16 protein-coding genes and 2 riboswitches are annotated in these 21,683 nt (G+C 60.1%); of the genes, 10 read left to right on the top strand and 6 right to left on the bottom strand.

Going from position 1 to position 21,683, the window contains the following annotated elements:
* Window positions 1–2 precede the first annotated feature (2 nt).
* Window positions 3–1,070: a cobalamin biosynthesis protein CobW gene (gene cobW, locus ACEN9A_RS10715; protein ID WP_309475238.1), complete on the bottom strand. Its 1,068-nt coding sequence runs from the start codon at window positions 1,068–1,070 to the stop codon at window positions 3–5.
* A 101-nt stretch (window positions 1,071–1,171) separates the two neighbouring features.
* Window positions 1,172–1,386, bottom strand: a riboswitch (cobalamin riboswitch).
* Between the two features lie 109 nt (window positions 1,387–1,495).
* A riboswitch (cobalamin riboswitch) is annotated at window positions 1,496–1,723 on the top strand.
* Window positions 1,724–1,845: 122 nt separating this feature from the next.
* On the opposite strand from cobW, the gene ACEN9A_RS10710 reads away from it, so the two are divergent.
* From ACEN9A_RS10710 to cobM, 4 genes are all read left to right on the top strand, one after another.
* Complete coding sequence (locus ACEN9A_RS10710) at window positions 1,846–2,037, top strand: CbtB domain-containing protein (protein WP_019649183.1); 192 nt, start codon at window positions 1,846–1,848, stop codon at window positions 2,035–2,037.
* Window positions 2,038–2,048: 11 nt separating this feature from the next.
* Window positions 2,049–2,753, top strand: a complete 705-nt coding sequence (locus ACEN9A_RS10705; protein WP_019649184.1) for a CbtA family protein — start codon at window positions 2,049–2,051, stop codon at window positions 2,751–2,753.
* The gene (locus ACEN9A_RS10700) at window positions 2,750–3,163 is read left to right on the top strand and encodes a cobalamin biosynthesis protein (RefSeq protein ID WP_019649185.1); all 414 of its coding nucleotides are present in this window, start codon (window positions 2,750–2,752) and stop codon (window positions 3,161–3,163) included. Before ACEN9A_RS10705 ends, ACEN9A_RS10700 begins: the two co-directional genes overlap by 4 nt.
* 82 nt (window positions 3,164–3,245) lie before the next feature.
* The gene (gene cobM / locus ACEN9A_RS10695) at window positions 3,246–3,992 is read left to right on the top strand and encodes a precorrin-4 C(11)-methyltransferase (RefSeq protein WP_258673553.1); all 747 of its coding nucleotides are present in this window, start codon (window positions 3,246–3,248) and stop codon (window positions 3,990–3,992) included.
* Window positions 3,993–4,195: 203 nt separating this feature from the next.
* Here the strand turns inward: cobM and nfuA are convergent, their stop codons facing one another.
* Both nfuA and ACEN9A_RS10685 read right to left on the bottom strand, forming a co-directional pair.
* Window positions 4,196–4,780, bottom strand: a complete 585-nt coding sequence (gene nfuA, locus ACEN9A_RS10690; protein WP_007941757.1) for a Fe-S biogenesis protein NfuA — start codon at window positions 4,778–4,780, stop codon at window positions 4,196–4,198.
* An 84-nt stretch (window positions 4,781–4,864) separates the two neighbouring features.
* The gene (locus ACEN9A_RS10685) at window positions 4,865–7,150 is read right to left on the bottom strand and encodes a fatty acid cis/trans isomerase (RefSeq protein WP_258673550.1); all 2,286 of its coding nucleotides are present in this window, start codon (window positions 7,148–7,150) and stop codon (window positions 4,865–4,867) included.
* A gap of 155 nt (window positions 7,151–7,305) precedes the next feature.
* Between ACEN9A_RS10685 and metH the strand changes: the two genes are divergently transcribed.
* The gene (metH, locus tag ACEN9A_RS10680) at window positions 7,306–11,016 is read left to right on the top strand and encodes a methionine synthase (RefSeq protein WP_019649188.1); all 3,711 of its coding nucleotides are present in this window, start codon (window positions 7,306–7,308) and stop codon (window positions 11,014–11,016) included.
* A gap of 185 nt (window positions 11,017–11,201) precedes the next feature.
* On the top strand, window positions 11,202–11,432 hold the full coding sequence (locus ACEN9A_RS10675; protein WP_018927642.1) for a DUF2970 domain-containing protein: 231 nt from the start codon (window positions 11,202–11,204) through the stop codon (window positions 11,430–11,432).
* 6 nt (window positions 11,433–11,438) lie between these two features.
* On the opposite strand, the gene ACEN9A_RS10670 is transcribed toward ACEN9A_RS10675, so the two are convergent.
* Window positions 11,439–12,524, bottom strand: a complete 1,086-nt coding sequence (locus ACEN9A_RS10670) for an ABC transporter substrate-binding protein (protein WP_258673549.1) — start codon at window positions 12,522–12,524, stop codon at window positions 11,439–11,441.
* Between the two features lie 522 nt (window positions 12,525–13,046).
* On the opposite strand from ACEN9A_RS10670, the gene ACEN9A_RS10665 reads away from it, so the two are divergent.
* On the top strand, window positions 13,047–14,705 hold the full coding sequence (locus ACEN9A_RS10665; RefSeq protein WP_258673547.1) for a nitrite/sulfite reductase: 1,659 nt from the start codon (window positions 13,047–13,049) through the stop codon (window positions 14,703–14,705).
* Window positions 14,689–15,183: a DUF934 domain-containing protein gene (locus tag ACEN9A_RS10660; RefSeq protein WP_018927639.1), complete on the top strand. Its 495-nt coding sequence runs from the start codon at window positions 14,689–14,691 to the stop codon at window positions 15,181–15,183. Before ACEN9A_RS10665 ends, ACEN9A_RS10660 begins: the two co-directional genes overlap by 17 nt.
* Window positions 15,184–15,225: 42 nt before the next feature.
* On the opposite strand, the gene ACEN9A_RS10655 is transcribed toward ACEN9A_RS10660, so the two are convergent.
* A complete protein-coding gene (locus ACEN9A_RS10655; RefSeq protein ID WP_413386849.1) occupies window positions 15,226–19,056 on the bottom strand; it encodes a dermonecrotic toxin domain-containing protein in 3,831 nt (1,276 codons plus the stop codon).
* Window positions 19,057–19,244: 188 nt separating this feature from the next.
* Complete coding sequence (gene sohB, locus ACEN9A_RS10650; RefSeq protein ID WP_018927637.1) at window positions 19,245–20,267, bottom strand: protease SohB; 1,023 nt, start codon at window positions 20,265–20,267, stop codon at window positions 19,245–19,247.
* Window positions 20,268–20,458: 191 nt separating this feature from the next.
* Here sohB and ACEN9A_RS10645 point away from each other — a divergent pair, with 191 nt between their 5' ends.
* Window positions 20,459–21,169: a histidine phosphatase family protein gene (locus ACEN9A_RS10645; RefSeq protein ID WP_258673543.1), complete on the top strand. Its 711-nt coding sequence runs from the start codon at window positions 20,459–20,461 to the stop codon at window positions 21,167–21,169.
* A 64-nt stretch (window positions 21,170–21,233) separates the two neighbouring features.
* A complete protein-coding gene (locus tag ACEN9A_RS10640; RefSeq protein WP_007941766.1) occupies window positions 21,234–21,548 on the top strand; it encodes an SCP2 sterol-binding domain-containing protein in 315 nt (104 codons plus the stop codon).
* Window positions 21,549–21,683: the final 135 nt, after the last annotated feature.

Genomic DNA, 21,683 nt, shown 5'->3' with positions numbered 1-21,683 from the left:
GGTTAAACGCTGAGCGCAGCGCGCAATTGCGCTTCGAGTTGAACGGCGTCCAGCGCCTGACCGATCAACACCAGACGGGTGGTGCGCGCTTCCTCGGCGCCCCACTGACGGTCGAAGTGCTTGTCGAAACGCGTGCCCACGCCCTGAATCAGCAGGCGCATCGGCTTGTTCGGCACCGCTGCGAAACCTTTGACCCGCAGGATGCCGTGCTGCACCACCAGTTGTGTCAGCGCGTCCATCAACAGGCTTTCGTCGGCTTGTGGCAGTTCGATGGAGATGGAGTCAAACGCGTCATGGTCGTGATCATGATCGTCTTCACCTTCATGGTGATGATCGTGATGGCTGTGGCGGCTGTCGATGTGTTCTTCGGAACCGGCGCCGAGGCCGATCAACACGTCCAGTGGCAGGCGACCGCTGCTGGCTTCAATGACTTTCACCGCCGGCGGCAGCTCTTCGGCGACTTCCAGGCGCACGCGGGCCAGGTCCGTGGCGCTGATCAGGTCGGCCTTGTTGAGAATCACCAGGTCGGCGCTGGCCAGTTGGTCGGCGAACAGTTCGTGCAGTGGCGACTCGTGGTCCAGGTTCGGATCGAGTTTGCGCTGGGCGTCCACTTGATCCGGGAACGCCGCGAAGGTGCCGGCGGCCACGGCTGGGCTGTCGACCACGGTGATCACCGCGTCAACGGTGCAGGCACTGCGGATTTCCGGCCACTGGAAGGCTTGAACCAAAGGCTTTGGCAGGGCCAGGCCCGAGGTTTCGATGAGGATGTGGTCGAGGTCGCCGCGACGCGCAACGAGTTCGCGCATCACCGGGAAGAATTCTTCCTGGACGGTGCAGCACAGGCAGCCGTTGGCCAGTTCGTAGACGCGGCCGCTGGCCTCTTCTTCGGTGCAGCCGATTGAGCACTGCTTGAGGATCTCGCCGTCGATGCCCAGCTCGCCGAACTCGTTGACGATCACCGCGATGCGACGACCCTGGGCGTTGTCGAGCATGTGCCGCAGCAAGGTGGTTTTGCCCGAGCCGAGGAAGCCGGTAACGATGGTGACGGGGAGTTTGGCCAGTGTTTTCATCGGATGCCCTTTGGCAAGGTGGCGGGCATACGGGACGACAACCGGCACGCGGGGGCGCATGCCTGAAGAGTTCGCCACCGGATCACCCCGCCCGGTTGAAAGTGAGAATCTGTGTCGAGGCAGGTCTCCTGGCTGACGGTGTGCCGGGCGAGTCAGCCTGGCATTCGCTGCGCCTTCCCGCGAGCCCGTTGCACAGGGTTTGCAGTGGCGTGGCAGCGAACATCACCGTTCACAGTTGCGGGGGCAGCCGCGGCATCGACCGCGTTCCCTTCTTAGCTTCGGCAGACGCCGAAGAACCTCGAAAGCGCAAGGCTACGCATCGTGTGGGGGCGGGTCAATGTCTTGTCGGAGAATGCGATCGCCACAGGTATTGGGTGTCAGTTGAGAACCCATGCCAATTGACTCCCCGCACCCGCCCATGCTCTCCTACACGCCTTGTTACGGGTGCCCTTCACAGGGTGAAACGGGAAACCGGTGAATCATGTGCTTTACTCTAAAGCCATGTCAGTCCGGTGCTGCCCCCGCAACGGTAAGCGAGTGAAGCGTCAGATCCACTGTGCCGGTCATACGGCATGGGAAGGTGATGCTTGCAGGTTCAGGCGTTAGCCCTGCCCCTCGCGAGCCCGGAGACCGGCCCGCAACACAAAGTGACTTTTACGTTCACTGAATAACAAACCCGCGGTGGGCGGGCGCTGTTCGAAATCTCTGCGAGCCCTTGGCGTGCGGAGGTTTTCATGCGCTCTATTCACCCGCTGACAGACCAGAGGGAAGCGCCATGTCGATCATCAGCAGCACCGGCCACGCAACGGCCAGCACCACCACAACCCTGACTCAACGCCTGACCGCTGCCGTGTGTGCGTCGATCCTTGGCGCGTGCCTTGTGTATTTCGCCGGTTTCTCGCACATCGAAGCGGTGCACAACGCCGCGCACGATACCCGTCACAGCTCCGCCTTTCCGTGCCATTGAGACCTGCTGAGATGATCAAGCGTATTGCGCAAACCGCAGGTTTCACCGGGCTGCTGGCCGCCCTGCTATTGACCCTGCTGCAAAGCTTCTGGGTCGCCCCGCTGATTTTGCAGGCCGAGACCTATGAAAAATCCGAGCCGGCCGCTGTTGAAATCCACGAGCACGCCGCGGGCGCAGTCGCTCATACCCACGATGCCGAAGCCTGGGAACCGGAAGACGGTTGGCAGCGCGTGCTGTCCACTACCGGCGGCAACCTGGTGGTGGCAGTCGGTTTCGCCTTGATGCTCGCCGGTCTTTACACCCTGCGCGCACCGACCAAAACCTCTCAGGGCCTGCTCTGGGGCCTGGCCGGTTATGCGACATTCGTGCTGGCTCCGACTCTCGGCCTGCCACCTGAGCTGCCGGGCACTGCCGCGGCTGATCTGGCGCAACGGCAAATCTGGTGGATCGGCACTGCCGCGTCCACGGCAGTCGGCATCGCGTTGATCGTGTTCAGCCGTCACTGGCTGATGAAAGTCCTTGGCGTGGCGATCCTGGCCGTGCCGCATGTAATTGGCGCACCACAACCGGAAGTCCATTCAATGCTGGCGCCGGAAGCCCTGGAAGCTCAATTCAAAATCGCTTCGCAGTTGACCAACGTGGCGTTCTGGCTGGCCCTGGGCCTGATCAGCGCCTGGTTGTTCCGCCGCAAAAGCGATGGCCATTACTCCGCATGACTGACGTCAGCGCAGCGCCGACCCTGGTGGTCGGCCTGGGCTGCCAGCGCGGCTGCCCCGTCAGCACGTTGCGGGCGCTGCTCGATCAGGCGCTACAGGCCCATCAAATCGGGCTCAGTGAGATCAAGGCCCTGGCCAGCATCGACCTGAAGCGTGAAGAGCCTGGCCTGATCGAACTGGCCGAACAGCTGGCATTGCCGCTGATGTACTTCAGCAGCGAACAATTGGCGACCTATCAAGCACAACTGAGCCACCACTCGGACATCGCGTTTGAACGCACCGGTTGCTACGGCGTGGCGGAAAGCGCCGCGCTGGCCCTGGCCGAACAATTGGCCCAGGCACCGGCAAAGTTGCTGATTCCACGACAAAAATACGCCCAGGCCACCCTGGCATTGGCCAGCGCCGCGTAAAATCCCCGATAATCCCCGCCCTCGATCATGAGCATTCTTCATCTGAAGCATGTCCAGGCCCTATTTCTGACAGGAAACGACGATGACCGTCTACTTCATTGGCGCCGGCCCCGGCGACCCGGAACTGATCACCGTCAAAGGCCAGCGGCTGATTCGTAGCTGCCCGGTCATCATCTATGCCGGCTCCCTGGTCCCCGCCGCCGTGCTGGAAGGCCACCGGGCCGAACAGGTGGTCAACAGCGCCGAACTGCACCTGGAACATATCGTCGAGCTGATCAAGACCGCCCACGCCAACGGCCAGGACGTGGCCCGGGTGCACTCCGGCGACCCGAGCCTGTACGGCGCGATCGGCGAGCAGATTCGCTACTTGCGTGAACTCGACATCCCTTTCGAAATTGTTCCCGGCGTTACCGCCACCGCCGCCTGCGCGGCCCTTTTGGGTGCCGAACTGACCCTGCCGGACGTGTCACAGAGCGTGATTCTGACCCGTTACGCCGACAAGACCGCGATGCCGGCTGGCGAAGAGCTGGGCAGCCTGGCGCAGCACGGGGCGACCATGGCGATCCACCTGGGGGTCAATCATCTGGAGAAGATCCTTGCCGAACTGCTGCCGCATTACGGCGCCGATTGCCCGATCGCGGTGATTCACCGGGCGACCTGGCCGGATCAGGATTGGGTGGTGGGAACGCTTGCGGACATTGCGCAGAAGGTCCAGGCCAAGGGTTTTCGCCGGACGGCGCTGATTCTGGTGGGTCGAGTGCTGGGCAGCGATCACTTCAGTGAATCGTCGCTGTATCGCGCGGGGCATGCGCACCTATACAGACCCTGAAGCACTTGTGGCGAGGGAGCTTGCTCCCGCTGGACCGCGCAGCGGTCCCAAAATCAGCCAACGCATTCATCACGGGAAAATGCATCGGCTGGATTGCGACTGCTTCGCAGTCGAGCGGGAGCAAGCTCCCTCGCCACAGGTTATCGATCATCCATAAAAAAACGGTGCTCACGGGCACCGTTTTTTATGTCGCAGCGAACACCTTAGTAGTAGGCGTTTTCTTTCTGCGTGTGGTCGGTCACGTCACGAACACCCTTGAGCTCGGGAATACGCTCGAGCAAGGTGCGCTCGATGCCTTCCTTCAGGGTGACGTCTGCCTGGCCGCAGCCCTGGCAACCGCCGCCGAACTTCAGCACGGCGATGCCGTCTTCGACCACATCGATCAGGCTGACCTGACCGCCGTGGCTGGCCAGCCCCGGGTTGATCTCGGTTTGCAGGTAGTAGTTGATGCGCTCGTTGACCGGGCTGTCGGCGTTGACCATCGGTACTTTGGCGTTTGGCGCCTTGATGGTCAGTTGGCCGCCCATGCGGTCGGTGGCGTAGTCGACAACGGCATCGTCCAGGAAGGCTTCGCTGAAGTGGTCGATGTACGCGGTGAAGCTTTTTAGCCCCAGCGCCGTGTCTTCAGGTTTTTCTTCGCCCGGCTTGCAATAGGCAATGCAGGTTTCGGCGTACTGGGTGCCAGGCTGGGTGATAAAGACGCGGATGCCGATACCCGGGGTGTTCTGCTTGGAGAGCAGATCGGCCAGGTAATCATGGGCGGCGTCGGTAATGGTAATAGCGGTCATGGAAACTCCTCGCAGGCTTGGACGCAGTTTACGCCAATCGACGCGCCGCACAAAGTCCTAGTATTTTTGTCGGGAAAGCAGCCATCAGAGATTCTCGTAGCGATTCATGTCCAGCACGCCCTCTTCCACCGGGTCGGTGTCGTGGATGTATCGGCTCAGATCATGGAAATACCGCCAGAACTGCGGATGACTGCGGCGAATACCCCAGCGTTCGACGATTTTTTCGAAACTGGCGGCGTCTTTGGCGTTTTCCATCTCGTCGACAAACGCCGGCACTTGCCCGGCCGGAATGTTGAACATGAAGTTCGGGTAGCTGCTCAGAACACCCGGATAGATCGTCAACGTGTCGAGCCCCGGCTGATAACGCAGCGACTCCCCGAGCAGGAACGCCACGTTGCTGTGGGCGCGGTTGCGCAGCAGGCTGTAGACCTCGCGCTTGCCGCTTGGGGTCTCGATGCGCAACATCGTCGCTTCCGGCAACTGATCGATGACTTTCAAACCGGCGGCCGGGCGCGACGTCAGGCGGCTCAAGGCCTGCTCGGCGTTCTGCAATGCCAGATCGATGTTCGGCCGCGAGCAGTAAGCGCCGTCGCAGCGGTTGATCGGATCGGGCCTGGCATTGAGTTCGCCGTAACGGGACAGCAACTGCAAGGCGAAATCGCGTTTCGGGTCGTTTTCGTCCAGCGTCAACGCCGTCGGCTTGTCGTTATCGATGTCCTCGTAATCCAGCCACATCTTGAACTTGCCGCTGTTCTGGTACCAATCGTCGAGATAGCCGTCCCGTGAGCTGGCCGGCATCAGGCGCAGGAAATTCTGCTCGGCGCCATTGCGGATCAGGTCGAAGTACAGCCGGGTCTGGGCCTGATGGGACACGTTGCCGAACACATCGAAGTTGACCGCCAACTGGTAATAGGTGCGTTCCAGCAACGGGTAATCGAACAGCCACATCGTCTGCGGCACATCGCCGATCAGGCCCTTGGTCACCGAGGCGCTGTCGAAATGCCGAAAGATACTCAGCAGTGCGTTGTCATTGCCGGCCCACAGGGTCGACCAGCTCGGCGCCGGCAAGTCGGCATAGCTGTCCCGGCGCAGGGCCTCATATTCGTTGCGCTTGTTGCGGTAGTCGTGCCACAGGCTCAGGACGCTGCCGACGTCATCGTTCTGCCCCGGCATCGCCAGCAACGGCGTAGCCTGGCCGCGATATTTCGGGTCGGTGATGTAAAGGTCATGCTCCGGGGCCTGGAACAGTGCCCAGAAGTTGTCGCGAATCACGTCGGTGGCGATCTGACCCCGGCAGACCGGACCGCGAATAAAGGTGCGCACGAAGTATTCGGCGTTATCGAGCATGAACTGATAGCGCGCCTGGGCCGGGATCGCTTCGAACGTGGCAAACGGATTGGCCCGCCGCTCCGGCCCGTAGCCCGGTAACGCGTGGACCTGCCAGTTGCCGTTGTAAAACAGGCTCTTGATCCGCGCCATCTTCGCCGCGCTCAGCGGGTAGGTGATGTGGGTCTTGTGCACGATCACGCCTTGCACCGGCCACAGACGGTAATAGACCTGAGTGCCCGGGTCGTCATTCGGACGGCGGGTGTTGATCAGGTCGATGGGCTGCCCCGTCGGCGTGCGCGAACGTACCCACTGAAAGAAATGCCCCGGCTCGCCGTCCTTGAAATAGATATGGGCCAAGAACCAGTGCTCGAACAACCAGCGCCCGACCAGACTCTCCCGGGCACCCGGCGAATTCAACAGGTTTTCCCACTGCACCACTTGCAAGGCTTCCTTGGCGCTGGGCACCAGGCCCTGCTGGTCGATCGGCGCGCCGGAGGCCAGCCAGCGTTGCAGTGTCTGATATTGCTGATCGGTCAGGCCGGTAACCGCCAGTGGCATGCCCTCTTTCGGGTGTGAACTGGCGTAGCCGTCGAACTCCGCCGGCATGGCACACATGTTTTCCCGGTTCAGGCCCAGGACGATGTCTTCCGGTAGCTTGGCATTGGGTTGCAACGGGGTTTTGTGCCCCAGCTCAAGCATCCGCGCCATCAGCGCCGCCTGGCTGCCTTGGGCGTCGAGCACTGAATAGAAGCCCTTTTGCTGCCAGGCACGCTTGCCGAAGGCGTCATAAAACAACCGAGTCGGCGCGGCGGCCTTGCTGCGTTCGCCGTCATAGACCGGCGCCTTCGTCGCACCTCGGGCCGCCCCTTCGCCACTGCCCAGGTTGAGCTGACAGGCGGAGTCGTAGCAGGCATGGCAGGCCACGCACTTTTCGGTGAAGATCGGTTGAATGTCACGAACGTAGGAAATGTCCGGACCTTGCGCAGCGGCGCCCCCGCTTAAAAACAGCATCAATAGGCTGGTGACGACGCGATACGACATATCCCTGGTCCTGATCATGAGAAAACGCCGCGATTCTACCGGTCTGGCCTGCGCACCAACATGAACGATATTCATGCAAAACCGGCACATGCTCCAAAAGCACACAGGTTTGTTATTATCCCGGCCCTTCGTCATGGCCTTACCGAGTAGTCCAAATGTCCGATCGCAGCGTTCGCCTTCAAGCTCTCAAGCACGCCCTCAAAGAGCGCATCCTGATTCTCGACGGCGGCATGGGGACAATGATCCAGAGCTACAAGCTCGAGGAACAGGATTACCGTGGCAAACGCTTCGCCGACTGGCCGAGCGATGTCAAAGGCAATAACGACTTGTTGGTACTGACCCGCCCGGACGTGATTGGCGGCATCGAGAAAGCCTACCTGGATGCCGGCGCCGACATTCTGGAAACCAACACCTTCAACGCCACCCGGATTTCCATGGCCGATTACGGCATGGAAGAACTGGCCTACGAACTGAACGTAGAAGGCGCACGCCTGGCCCGCAAGATTGCCGATGCGAAAACCCTTGAGAACCCGGACAAGCCGCGCTTCGTCGCCGGCGTGCTCGGCCCTACAAGTCGCACCTGCTCGCTGTCGCCTGACGTGAACAACCCCGGCTACCGCAACGTGACCTTCGATGAACTGGTGGAGAACTACACCGAGGCCACCAAAGGCCTGATCGAAGGCGGCGCCGACTTGATCCTGATCGAAACCATTTTCGACACCCTCAACGCCAAAGCGGCGATCTTCGCCGTGCAAGGGGTTTACGAAGAGCTGGGCGTCGAGCTGCCGATCATGATTTCCGGCACCATCACCGACGCCTCTGGCCGTACCCTCTCCGGCCAGACTACCGAAGCGTTCTGGAACTCCGTGGCCCACGCCAAGCCGATCTCCGTCGGCCTGAACTGCGCCCTCGGCGCCCGTGAATTGCGCCCATACCTGGAAGAGCTGTCGAACAAGGCCGGCACCCACGTGTCGGCGCACCCGAACGCCGGCCTGCCGAACGAATTCGGCGAGTACGACGAGCTCCCAGCGGAAACCGCCAAGGTCATCGAAGAGTTCGCCCAAAGCGGCTTCCTCAACATCGTCGGCGGCTGCTGCGGCACCACGCCGGGCCACATCGAAGCCATCGCCAAAGCGGTAGCCGGTTACGCCCCGCGTGAAATTCCGGACATTCCCAAGGCCTGCCGCCTGTCGGGCCTGGAACCGTTCACCATCGATCGCAGTTCGCTGTTCGTCAACGTCGGCGAGCGGACCAACATCACCGGTTCCGCCAAGTTCGCCCGACTGATCCGTGAAGACAACTACACCGAAGCCCTGGAAGTCGCCCTGCAGCAGGTCGAAGCCGGCGCCCAGGTGATCGACATCAACATGGACGAAGGGATGCTCGATTCGAAGAAGGCCATGGTGACCTTCCTCAATCTGATTGCCGGCGAACCGGACATCTCCCGCGTCCCGATCATGATCGACTCCTCCAAGTGGGAAGTAATCGAAGCCGGCCTCAAGTGCATCCAGGGCAAGGGCATCGTCAACTCCATCAGCATGAAGGAAGGTGTCGAGCAGTTCATTCACCACGCCAAACTGTGCAAGCGCTACGGCGCCGCGGTGGTGGTGATGGCCTTCGATGAAGCCGGCCAGGCCGACACCGAAGCGCGCAAGAAAGAAATCTGCAAACGCTCCTACGACATTCTGGTCAACGAAGTCGGCTTCCCGCCGGAAGACATCATCTTCGACCCGAACATCTTCGCCGTGGCCACCGGTATCGAAGAACACAACAACTACGCTGTGGACTTCATCAACGCCTGTGCCTACATCCGCGACGAACTGCCCTACGCCCTGAGCTCCGGCGGTGTGTCCAACGTGTCGTTCTCGTTCCGTGGCAACAACCCGGTGCGCGAGGCGATTCACTCGGTGTTCCTGCTGTATGCAATCCGCAACGGCCTGACCATGGGCATCGTCAACGCCGGCCAACTGGAGATCTACGACCAGATCCCGGTGGAGCTGCGCGACGCCGTTGAAGACGTGATCCTCAACCGTACTCCGGAAGGCACCGACGCCCTCCTCGCCATCGCCGACAAGTACAAGGGCGACGGCAGCGTCAAGGAAGCCGAGACCGAAGAGTGGCGCAACTGGGACGTCAACAAGCGTCTGGAGCATGCGCTGGTCAAGGGCATCACCACGCACATTGTTGAAGATACTGAAGAATCGCGGTTGTCGTTCGCGCGCCCGATCGAAGTCATCGAAGGCCCGTTGATGGCCGGCATGAACATCGTCGGCGACCTGTTCGGCGCCGGCAAAATGTTCCTGCCGCAAGTGGTGAAGTCCGCTCGCGTGATGAAGCAGGCCGTGGCTCACTTGATTCCGTTCATCGAACTGGAAAAAGGCGACAAGCCGGAAGCCAAGGGCAAGATCCTCATGGCCACGGTCAAGGGCGACGTGCACGACATCGGCAAGAACATCGTCGGCGTGGTGCTGGGCTGTAACGGCTATGACATCGTCGACCTCGGCGTGATGGTGCCGGCGGAGAAGATCCTGCAAGTCGCCAAAGACGAGAAGTGCGACATCATCGGCCTGTCCGGCCTGATCACGCCTTCGCTGGACGAAATGGTTCACGTGGCCCGCGAGATGCAGCGTCAGGACTTCTATCTGCCGCTGATGATCGGTGGCGCGACCACCTCCAAAGCGCACACGGCGGTGAAGATCGAACCCAAGTACAGCAACGACGCGGTGATCTACGTCACCGACGCCTCCCGCGCCGTGGGCGTGGCGACGCAGTTGCTGTCCAAGGAACTGAAAGCCGGTTTCGTCGAGAAGACCCGCCTGGAATACATCGACGTTCGCGAGCGCACCGCCAACCGCAGCGCCCGCACCGAGCGCCTGAGCTACCCGGCGGCCATCGCCAAGAAACCGCAGTTCGACTGGGCCAACTATGAGCCGGTCAAACCGACGTTCACCGGCGCCAAGGTGCTGGACAACATCGACCTGAAGGTTTTGGCCGAATACATCGACTGGACACCGTTCTTCATCTCCTGGGACCTGGCCGGCAAGTTCCCGCGCATCCTGCAGGATGAAGTGGTCGGTGAAGCCGCCACCGCGCTGTACGCCGATGCCCAGGAAATGCTTGCCAAGTTGATCGACGAGAAGCTGATCAGCGCCCGTGCGGTGTTCGGTTTCTGGCCGGCCAACCAGGTGCGCGACGATGACATCGAAGTCTATGGCGACGACGGCAAGCCATTGGCCAAGCTGCATCACTTGCGCCAGCAGATCATCAAGACCGACGGTAAGCCGAACTTCTCCCTGGCCGACTTCGTCGCGCCGAAGGACAGCGGCGTGACCGACTACGTGGGTGGTTTCATCACCACCGCCGGGATCGGCGCCGAAGAAGTGGCCAAGGCCTATCAGGAAGCGGGCGACGACTACAACTCGATCATGGTCAAGGCGTTGGCCGACCGTCTGGCCGAGGCGTGCGCCGAGTGGCTGCACCAACAAGTGCGTAAAGACTACTGGGGCTACGCCAAGGACGAGACGCTGGACAACGAGGCGCTGATCAAAGAGCAATACACCGGCATCCGCCCTGCTCCGGGCTACCCGGCGTGCCCGGATCACACCGAGAAAGCCACGCTGTTCAAGCTGCTGGACCCGGAAGCGGAAGAGCTCAAGGCCGGCCGCAGCGGCGTATTCCTCACCGAGCACTACGCGATGTTCCCGGCGGCGGCGGTCAGCGGCTGGTACTTCGCTCACCCGCAGGCGCAGTATTTCGCCGTGGGCAAGATCGACAAGGATCAGGTGCAGAGCTACACCTCGCGCAAAGGCCAGGAGTTGAGCGTGACCGAGCGCTGGCTGGCGCCTAACCTGGGTTACGACAACTAACCCCCTTCCCCTGTGGGGGAGCCTTTTGTGGCGAGGGAGCTTGCTCCCGCTGGACTGCGTAGTAGTCCCATTTTTTGGGGGCGCTTCGCGACCCAACGGGAGCAAGCTCCCTCGCCACAAAGGCTCCCACAGAATTCGTGCCTGTTGTCTATGCTTGCCTCATACACATTCGTGACGAGGGATATATGGACGATCCAGTCGACAACAATAACCACAACAAACCGCCGACCTTCTGGCAGATGCTGCACAGCGTCATGGCGGCGGCATTCGGGGTGCAGAGCGGGAAAAACCGGGCCCGGGACTTCACCCATGGCAAGCCCAGTCATTTTGTGATTCTGGGGATTCTGTTCACGGTGGTGTTCGCCCTGACGCTGTTCGGCATCGTCAAACTGGTGTTGCACCTGGCCGGGATCTGAGCCGGCTCAGTGCATCAGGGTTTGCAGGTTGAACGGGTAGCGGTACGACGTCGGCCGCCCTTTGGCCGAGAGCTTTTTAAAATCCACGTTGTAATCCTGAGTGGCACCCATGGCCAGCAGTCGCCGGGCTTGCGCGTGGTCGATCAGTTGCAATGACGGAATCTGCCGGTCGCGCCCGCCGTACTGGCTGACATCCACCCCCTGGTCGTAGTCATGCAACTGCACAAGCGCCCAACCGCCCAGAGTGAAGTGCCCGCCCAACAACACGCTTAGCCGCCCCTCCAACAGCGCCTGCAACGCGGCCGGTGAATTGTTGATGGCACTGAACAGCACACCCTTGCCCGGCTGACCTCCCGTTTCGGCGTACGCCTGCATGGCGCCGAAAGCCATTTCATCGTTAGCCGACCAGACCAGCGATGTTTGCGGGTAACGCTTGAACAATAACCTGGCCTGTTCATAGGCGCGCTCGCGGGTCCAGCCGCCATACACCAACTGGCGCAACCGCACTTCGGGGTGTTCGGCCAATGCCCGCATCATGCCCTGCTCACGCTGTTGCGCGGCCGGCGTGATTTTCAGGCCGGAAAAGGCCACCAGTTCGACGACCTCACCGGGTGCGACCGGGCCATGCAGGCGAATCAGTTCCTTGAGCATCAGGTAGCCGCCCTCCTCATTGTTGGGCACCAGGCTACCCAGCCAGTCGGGATACTTGTCCGGCTGGGCGCCGAGCAGGCGCATCTGGTCGGCGGTCAGGCCGTTGTTGACCAAAAACAGCTTCACGCCGCTGCCTTGAGCCAGGCGCAGGATTTCGGGGGCGACATACAGCTCGTTGGAGAACACCAGATAGTCCGGCCGACTCGGCCCTTGCAGCGCTTCGCGGGCCTGTTTGAGTGTGGTCTCGGCGTTTCGCTCGGCATACTGGATTTGCAAATCCATGCCCAGGTTCTTGGCCGCGGCCTGCATGAACTGCGAGTAACTGACCCAGAACGTCTCTTGGCTGGTCCCGGGATTGAGGAACAATACGGACGCCGCCTGGGCACACGGTCCCAGGACCGCGCCAAGCGCCAGCACTACACCATAGAAGAACTTCAACATTGATCGTCCGAGCCCCCGAAAATCCGCCGCGCATTATAGCCAGCGAAGTCCCTGGAAACGGCGCATATTCCGGCTTTTTGTCCGACAATCGTCGGCGCCGGGCCCGGACGGGGTCGTTTATTGATGGCTGACCCAGAATACCGCCGTACCCACGACCAGGATGATCAGGAACAGAATCGCCCAGGCATCGACCGTGCTATCGCTTTTCCTTGCTTTGGTTGGGTTGCTCATTGCATCGCCTCTTGTCGGTTTTATCGGTGATTGCATAAAGACTCGAGCACAGTTAAGACGATGATTGCCCGCACGACAAATGAGGGTTTTATCTCAACGACTTTCATTAGTCGTTTTGGTTCTTTGCATATACTCAAACATCACTTTTGCGCATAACTGCAAACTGGTATCTTGCGTCGGCTCCGTTGGGAGTGCGCGGCCGTGCGCGCAGAATTGCCGAGGCAGAATCGGATGAAAGCTTGCGAAAACGCAGCTGTATCCGACCGGCCCAAGCCTGAGAACAGGACTTATATGTACGTATACGACGAGTACGATCAGCGGATCATCGAGGACCGCGTCAAGCAGTTCCGTGATCAGACCCGACGCTATCTGGCAGGCGAGCTGAGCGAAGAAGAATTCCGCCCCCTGCGCCTGCAAAATGGCCTTTATATCCAGCGCTTTGCCCCGATGCTGCGGGTGGCGGTGCCTTATGGCCAACTCACTTCGCGCCAGACGCGAATGATGGCCAAAGTTGCCCGCGACTATGACAAGGGCTACGCCCACATCAGTACCCGGCAGAACGTGCAGTTCAACTGGCCGGCCGTGGAAGACATCCCGGACATCCTGGCTGAGCTGGCGACCGTGCAGATGCACGCAATCCAGACCAGCGGCAACTGCCTGCGCAACGTCACCACCGATCAGTTCGCCGGTGTCGCCGCCGACGAGTTGATCGATCCGCGGCCATGGTGCGAAATCGTCCGTCAGTGGACCACGTTCCACCCGGAATTCGCCTACCTGCCGCGTAAATTCAAGATTGCCATCAACGGTTCGACGTCCGACCGTGCGGCCATCGAAGTCCATGACATCGGCCTCGAGCCGGTGCACAACGCCGCAGGCGAACTGGGCTTCCGTGTGCTGGTCGGTGGCGGCCTGGGCCGTACTCCGGTGGTGGGCGCGTTCATCAACGAATTCCTGCCGTGGCAGGACCTGTTGAGCTACCTCGACGCCATTCTGCGGGTCTACAACCGCTACGGCCGTCGCGACAACAAGTACAAGGCGCGGATCAAGATTCTGGTCAAGGCCCTGACGCCTGAAGTGTTCGCGCAGAAAGTCGATGCGGAAATGGAACACCTTCGCGGTGGCCAGACCACGCTGACCGAGGCCGAAGTGCATCGCGTGGCCAAACACTTTGTCGATCCGGACTACAAGGCTCTGGAAAACCAGACAGCCGAACTGGCCGAGCTCGACAAACAGCACCCGGGCTTCGCCCGCTGGCGCATCCGCAACACCCTGGCGCACAAGAAGCCGGGTTACGTGGCCGTCACACTGTCCCTGAAGCCGACCGGCGTTGCACCGGGCGACATCACCGACAAACAGCTCGATGCCGTTGCCGACCTCGCCGACCGTTACAGCTTCGGTCAACTGCGCACCTCCCACGAGCAGAACATCATTCTGGCCGATGTCGAGCAGAGCCAGTTGTTCGCGATGTGGGGCGAGTTGCGCGAGCAAGGTTTCGCCACACCGAACATCGGTTTGCTGACCGACATCATCTGCTGCCCTGGCGGCGACTTCTGCTCCCTGGCCAACGCCAAGTCGATCCCGATCGCCGAATCGATCCAGCGCCGTTTCGACGACCTGGACTACCTGTTCGACATCGGCGAGCTGGACCTGAACATCTCCGGCTGCATGAACGCCTGTGGTCACCACCACGTCGGCCACATCGGCATTCTCGGAGTGGACAAGAAAGGCGAAGAGTTCTACCAGGTGTCCCTGGGTGGCAGCGCCAGTCGCGATGCGAGCCTGGGCAAGATCCTCGGCCCGTCCTTCGCCCAGGAAGCCATGCCTGATGTGATCGAGAAGCTGATCGACGTGTACATCGAACAACGTACCGAAGACGAGCGCTTCATCGACACTTATCAGCGTATCGGCATCGACCTCTTCAAGGAGCGCGTCTATGCAGCGAATAATTAAGAACAACGAAGTCGTCGACGAAACCTGGCACCTGTTGCCGAAAGATTTCAACATCGACGAGATCAGCAACTGCGACGACCTGATCGTCCCGTTGCACATGTGGCGCGAACACAGCCGCATGCTCATGGCCCGTGATGGCGGCCTGGGTGTGTGGCTGGATGCCGACGAAGAAGCCGAAGAAATCGGTGACGACGTGGCGAACTTCCAGGTTATCGCCCTGAACTTCCCGGCCTTCACCGATGGTCGCAATTACTCCAACGCCCGTCTGCTGCGTGACCGCTATGGTTTCAAAGGCGAACTGCGGGCAATTGGCGATGTGCTGCGCGACCAGCTGTTCTACATGCACCGCTGCGGTTTCGATGCGTTTGCCATTCGCGCCGATAAAGACCCCTACGAAGCCCTTGAAGGCCTCAAGGACTTCTCGGTGACCTATCAGGCCGCCACCGACGAGCCGCTGCCGCTGTTCCGTCGCCGTTGATCGTCACACCTTGAACCCCTTGCGGGGTTCAAGGTTTTTCCCTTACTGCGTGACTATCGGAAATGGTCGTCCCATGGCCTCCCAGTCCCGATAAAACCGGGCACGATCCTCAAGTGCCGTGAACAGCACAAACGGGTTTTCAGGATCAGCCTCAGCCCCTCCGATATCCTGAACCAACTGTGTCCACAGCGCCTCTGAAGCATCGGCATCCCCGAGCAGCCGCCACACTCTCGCCTGTAGCGCCAGGTAGTCGACCCGAAAGTCCGCCGTCAGGCTCATGCCATCCATAATTCTCAAGAACCTGCTGCCAAGGGGCCTGACTGCAAGCCTCTGCCAGACCAATTGTCGCGCCTCTCGCAGCCCTTGATCGCCTTCACGCAACCACTCGATGACATTCCCGTAGTTGGCTCCAGGCTCGCTTAACCACAGGTTGATCCCCGTTCGCCGCCGATGATCGACAAGGCGCAACAAGGTGTCCTCGTCCGTCAACGGATTGCCCTGCAGCATCACACGATCCCTGGCGATGGCCTGGTTCAGAACCCCCTGCGGAACCCGGGTGATCCGGTTATTGCGCAAGTCCAGCGTCGTCAGGTAAGGCTGCTCCATGATGCCAACAGGGCATGTGTTGATCCTTGTGTTACTCAAGTTGAGCCGGCGCAAATCGTTCATTCCCAGCACCAAAGGAGGAACATCCAGTGAATTGTTGCTCAGGTCCAGCGTTTGCAAGTGTGTCAGATCAGTCAGCTGTGAAGCGCTGTGCTGACTGAAAGTCAGGCTTGTCGACCTCAGGTTCAGCGAAGTGAGATGCCGCAGCTGGTTGATCGCAGGAGGTAATGCGCGTCCAGCTTCGTCATTGGTGTTGAAGTGACTCAGATCGACATTTTCCAGGCTCAGGACTTCAAGATTTGGAAAACTCTCAAGAAATCCGTTCAGGCTTTCCTCTTCGGTCAAGTGGAAACTGCGCATCGATAATTCGAGAACGTTGTTGAACCGGACATTCAATACGGGTAACCGGTGGTAATCCTCAAAGTCGAGATCAAGCCTGACACCGCGTACTTGCTCACCTGCCAGGAGAAGCCCCTGCTGGGGTCCGCGCTGCTGCCAAATGGCGACCAGTTCCTCGGCCAATTCATTTCGGGTAGCTCGCTCATAGTGCATTTCCGTCAGCATCAGCTGAATGTTATGAGCCTGAATTTGCGCAGCGTTCATCCCCGCCGCCTCAGGATCACCGGCAACGAGCTGGCGAACACCCATGTGATGGATGTCATCCGCCACCTGATCTATCCAGCCTGTCAGGTCAGTGTTGAGTTGCTGCAGCTGCTGCTTCAGCCACTCAATGTGCGCCTGTGCGTTTAGGCCTTCACGTTGAAGGAGCGCATCAGCCTGGGCATCGGTAAAGTCTGGGTAGACCTCTTTGAGCTGCAGCCTCATCATCTGCTGCGTCAGCGCCTCGGCCTGGGGCGTTCCCGGAAAACCGCCGCCTCTGAGCCCGTGGGCATCGAACGGCAACCCACCGTCCATTCTTTGCAGCCCGAGTATCACCTGTGATCGGGGCAACGCCTGGTTGCTGATGGCGAGTCGCAGTTCGTCGACTGAACCAGGCGACGTCAGGAGCAGCGCTGAACGGTCGTCGTCCGTCAACACGCCGAGAAGCGCCGTATAAAAATCTGTCGGCGAGGCCTGATGCAGATAGTGCTGTCCGACTCTGACCAAGCGCCGGACATCCGTGGCCTCCTGCGCGCCGATGCGGTCCAGCACTCGCCCCGCGACGGATTGATCAAGGACATCGATCCGCAGGTTCCGCGGCCAGCCCGGCAGGTTTTGCAGCGAGTGCAAGGCCAGGATGTCCGAGTCCGGGCTCGCCACCGAACGCAGATAAAGACCTTCATAAGCGCGATTGAGCCGCACATGCTGCTGGTACTGCCGCGCCTTGCTGTCCAGACGCGTGAACACTTGCCTGACCTCGGCCACATCGGGAGCTTGCTGGATATCCACGCCATAGCGGTCGAGCATTTGTTCGATGGCACCTTTGGGCAGCATCGGGTATTGCTGTTGAAACAGCCGCACCCATTCATGTTCCGACTGTTGAAGTGCGGCGTAACGCCTGTTGAACTGCTCAGGCGTGCCGGCCGCCCCCAGATCCTGATCGATCTTGAAGCGACTGATCGTATCCGCCAGTAAAGGCGTTGGTGGACGCCCCGTCTGCATCAGTCGCAGCATGTCATCGTCAATCACACTGACCTTGCCGATCTGTGCCAGGACTTCATCACTGAAAGACGCCACAGTCGGGCCGATTCCGCGGATCAGCTCCACGCGGGAGGACAGCATGGAAACCGGTGGCTCGGGCGTCGGGGCAACGGCGATTTGCGAAGACGGACGTACTGACTCGACGACCGCTTCATCCTTCAGCGCCGCCTGTACAGCGATCGGCAGCGCATTAAGCAAACCGAACACGGTGCGCGACACGCCCTCCGACCGCTCATGTGGTGTTTCACCGTTTACTGCCTGATCAAGACCGTAACCGGCGTCAATAAGCCCGGCCAACGCCAATATGCCTTCGCCTCCTGGGACGAACAACGCCAATGGCCCGAACCGGTTGATCCATTGCACCACCGGTTCGACCACCGCACTTAAATTGTCACGATTGACCTGTGCATCGGTACGAATGCTTTCGATACTGGCGTGGGCGGCCTGCTTCATCGTCAGCACCAATTGCGCAAACGGATCGGTCGCCGATGGTGGATTGTCGTAGCCAATGTAATCGGCGGGGTCCCAGTAGCCGTCGTTATTGAAAAAACCGGCGTTGTTGGTCAGCCGATGCATCGCGGGGTACTGTGCCATGCCGTCCAATGCCGTCAGCACACCCGCATGAAACGTACCGTCCTCGCGATCATCTTCGGCAAAATGGGCGGCCAATGCCTGTTTTGTCTCGCTGAGCTTGCCCTGCGCGACGACCCATTGGTGCAGTTGAGTGGCATCGGTGAATTCGTGCAGCGGGGAAGAGTTGCCAGGGATGTACAGCAGCATTCGGGTACTGGCAGTGTCACGGAACGCCCAGATATCTGTTGCGGTGTAACGGTATAGCTTCAAACGGCCGGCCCTGACGGACAAAGGGGGGCGCGTCGCCGCTTGCAGTTGTTCGATGGTCAGCGTTTCCCACGCCTGACCGGGCGGCAAGCCAGCCGCCTCCATCGCGAGCTCAAGTCCTTTTTGCGACAGGCAGCGCTCCTTGAACTGCAACCAGGCCGTCATCACAAACGCTGCTTTGACCGATGTCCTCAAGGCGTACGAACTGGACGCAGTGAGCACCTCGTCAGAGGGCCAGACCTTTTCAAGATAGGTCTCGTACACGTGCTTGAAGTCCAGCTCCCAGACCCATTTCTTGAAATCGACCGGCCTCAGCTTCAGTTGTGAGGCGGGACCGTAAGTCTGCGGCGCCGTTTGCCGATAGATGCCTTCATAGGTGTCGTGATTGCCGCTGCCGTAATCAGCGAACTCGTCGACATGCTCGACAATCCGCACCGTCGGGCCGACGTCCGGCGGTGTGTACAGACCAAAGGCGGTTTCAGCAAAACGCCCGTCCCCAACCGTCTGGTAATTTGAAAGCAGCGCTTGCAACAGCGACCGCGAGCTCGCCACCTGACCCTGCTGGAAACCGTTCTCTTCAGGGTGGCCCTTGTAGTGGTAATCGAGGGTGACCATCAAGGTCGTCTGCGGGTCGATGTCCTGCCCCCATTTTTCCTTGATCAGGTGTTCGCCCAACTGGCCGGGGGTTTGGGGGAGAGCGATGTCCAGTGCAGCTTTCAGTTCGTCGCGCATTCGCAACGATGGGGCTGGATGAGGTGCGGCAACGTGGCGAAGGAGCTCATTCATGGTGCAATCCATTGCAGTCAATTCAGGTCTATCACCCTACCCCACCTGACTCCACACGAAAGCGCGACCGATCGGCAATGGCATTAGGAAAATTCGTTATTTCTTGCAGGTGAGTGGACACCTTCCGAAGGTCAAAAAAAACCGTGGGCAATCCACGGTTTTTTTACTGACGGTGATGCCTGGTACGGTTACCAGAAGCGTTGCTGGGTCAACCGGCTCCACCAGCTCAGCAATACACGATCGATCGAACCGCTGGCCGCCATGCCGATGCGCTCCTGCAGGGTTTTACGTTCGGCGTAATGCAAATGATAGAGCTCGGACTGTTTAGCACGCTCAGCGAGGTATTCGTCGCTGGTCTTGAGCTCGTCCACCAGTTGCTTGTCGAGTGCCGAAACACCGAGCCAGATTTCCCCGGTGGCCACTTCGTCGATAGCCAGTTGCGGGCGATAGCGCGAAACGAAGTTCTTGAACAGCTGATGGGTGATGTCCAACTCTTCCTGGAATTTCTCCCGGCCCTTCTCGGTGTTTTCGCCAAACACTGTCAGGGTGCGCTTGTACTCACCGGCCGTGAGCACTTCGAAGTCGATGTCATGCTTTTTCAGCAGGCGATTGACGTTGGGCAACTGCGCCACCACGCCGATCGAGCCGAGAATCGCGAACGGAGCGCTGATAATTTTCTCGCCGATGCACGCCATCATGTAGCCGCCGCTGGCCGCGACCTTGTCGATGCACACGGTCAACGGCACGCCGGCCTCGCGAATGCGCGCCAGTTGCGAAGACGCCAGGCCATAGCTGTGAACCATGCCACCGCCGCTCTCCAGCCGTAGCACCACTTCATCCTTTGGCGTGGCGAGGGTCAGCAGCGCGGTGATTTCGTGGCGCAGGCTTTCAGTAGCCGACGCCTTGATGTCACCGTCGAAATCCAGCACGAACACCCGCGGCTTGGCCTCGGGTTTCTTCTTTTGCTTTTTCTCGGTTTTAGCCTGGGATTTGCGCAAAGCCTTGAGCTGGTCCTTGTCGAGCAAGGTTTGCTCCAGGCGTTCGCGCAGCCCTTTATAGAAATCATTGAGTTTGCTGACTTGCAGTTGGCCGGTCGACTTGCGCCGACCTTTGCTGCGCAACGCCGCAAAACTGGCCAGGACCACCAGAATGGCGATCACCAGTGTCACGGTTTTAGCCAGGAAACTGGCGTACTCGGACAAAAACTCCACAGAGACTCCTTCAACACGATGCGCGGCATGAACACGCGCGGGATACCTCCAGCATACCCATGAGCCGGCCCGACGACCACTAGCAGCAGGCCTGTAACGGGCATTTCAAACAAGCGTATGTTTTTTCATTGACAGCTCACCGCCATCCTCATAACCTCGCCAAACCTTCAACGTACCGGGATGACGCGGACGTGGGCAGCATCTACTTGATTCGACATGGCCAGGCCTCCTTTGGTGCAGACGACTATGACGTTCTGTCGCCGACCGGTATTCGCCAGGCAGAAGTCCTCGGCCGGCACCTGGCCGAACTCGGTGTCAGCTTCGATCGCTGTCTGTCGGGCGACCTGCGCCGTCAGCAACATACGGCCACCAGCGCGCTGGAACAGCTCGCCGCCGTCGGTTTGCCGGTACCGACACTGGAAATCGATTGCGCTTTCAACGAATTCGACGCCGACGCGGTGATCCGCGCCCTGCTGCCGGCCATGCTGGAAGACGAGCCCGAGGCGCTGGAGATCTTGCGCAACGCCGCGCAAAACCGTGCCGAGTTCCAACGCATCTTCGCCCTGATCATCGAGCGCTGGCTCGCCGGCACCTTTGACACACCGGGCCTGGAAAGCTGGCTGGGCTTCGTCGATCGTGTACAGGCTGGCCTGCAGCGGCTGCTCGAAAATGCCGACAACACCCAGAAAATCGCCGTGTTCACCTCCGGCGGCACCATCACTGCCCTGCTCCACCTTATTACGCAAATGCCTGCCCGGCAGGCCTTTGAGCTGAACTGGCAAATCGTCAACACCTCGCTCAACCTGCTCAAGTTTCGTGGCCGCGAGGTGGCCCTGGCTTCCTTCAACAGTCACACGCACCTGCAACTGCTGAAGGCCCCGGAACTCATCACGTTTCGTTGATTCCGGACTATTGTGACCCTGGCTGTATTCACCCAGCTCTTATTACCCAAGAAAGGATCGAACCATGACCTCCGTAGCTGATGCCGTACAAGCAATGAAAGCCAAGTTCAACCCAGCCGCTGCTGCCGGTCTGGACCTGGTATTCGGTTTCCGCATCGACGACACCAAGAACTTCTCGCTGATCGTCAAAGACGGCACCTGTGAGCTGCAAGAAGGCGAAAACCCGGACGCCCAGGTGACTCTGGTCATGGACGGCGAAACCCTGGAAGGCATCGTCGACGGTTCGACCGACGGCATGCAAGCGTTCATGGGCGGTAAACTGCGCGCTGAAGGCGACATGATGCTGGCCATGAAACTGTCCGAGCTGTTCCCAGGCTAAGGCGACGGCTCCCGCTACCGGGAGCCTCTCTGGCTGCATGCGAATCCCGCCCCTCGTGGCGGGATTCGTCGTTTTTCACCCTCGGAAAACGGCTATCTGTGGATATGCCGACTATATTCCTTCTGGCCGCATGCG

It is taken from the genome of Pseudomonas sp. Pseusp18 (assembly GCF_059506005.1).
The sequence above is the reverse complement of the archived record's forward strand: the minus strand, read 5'-3'. Positions and strand labels throughout refer to the sequence as shown.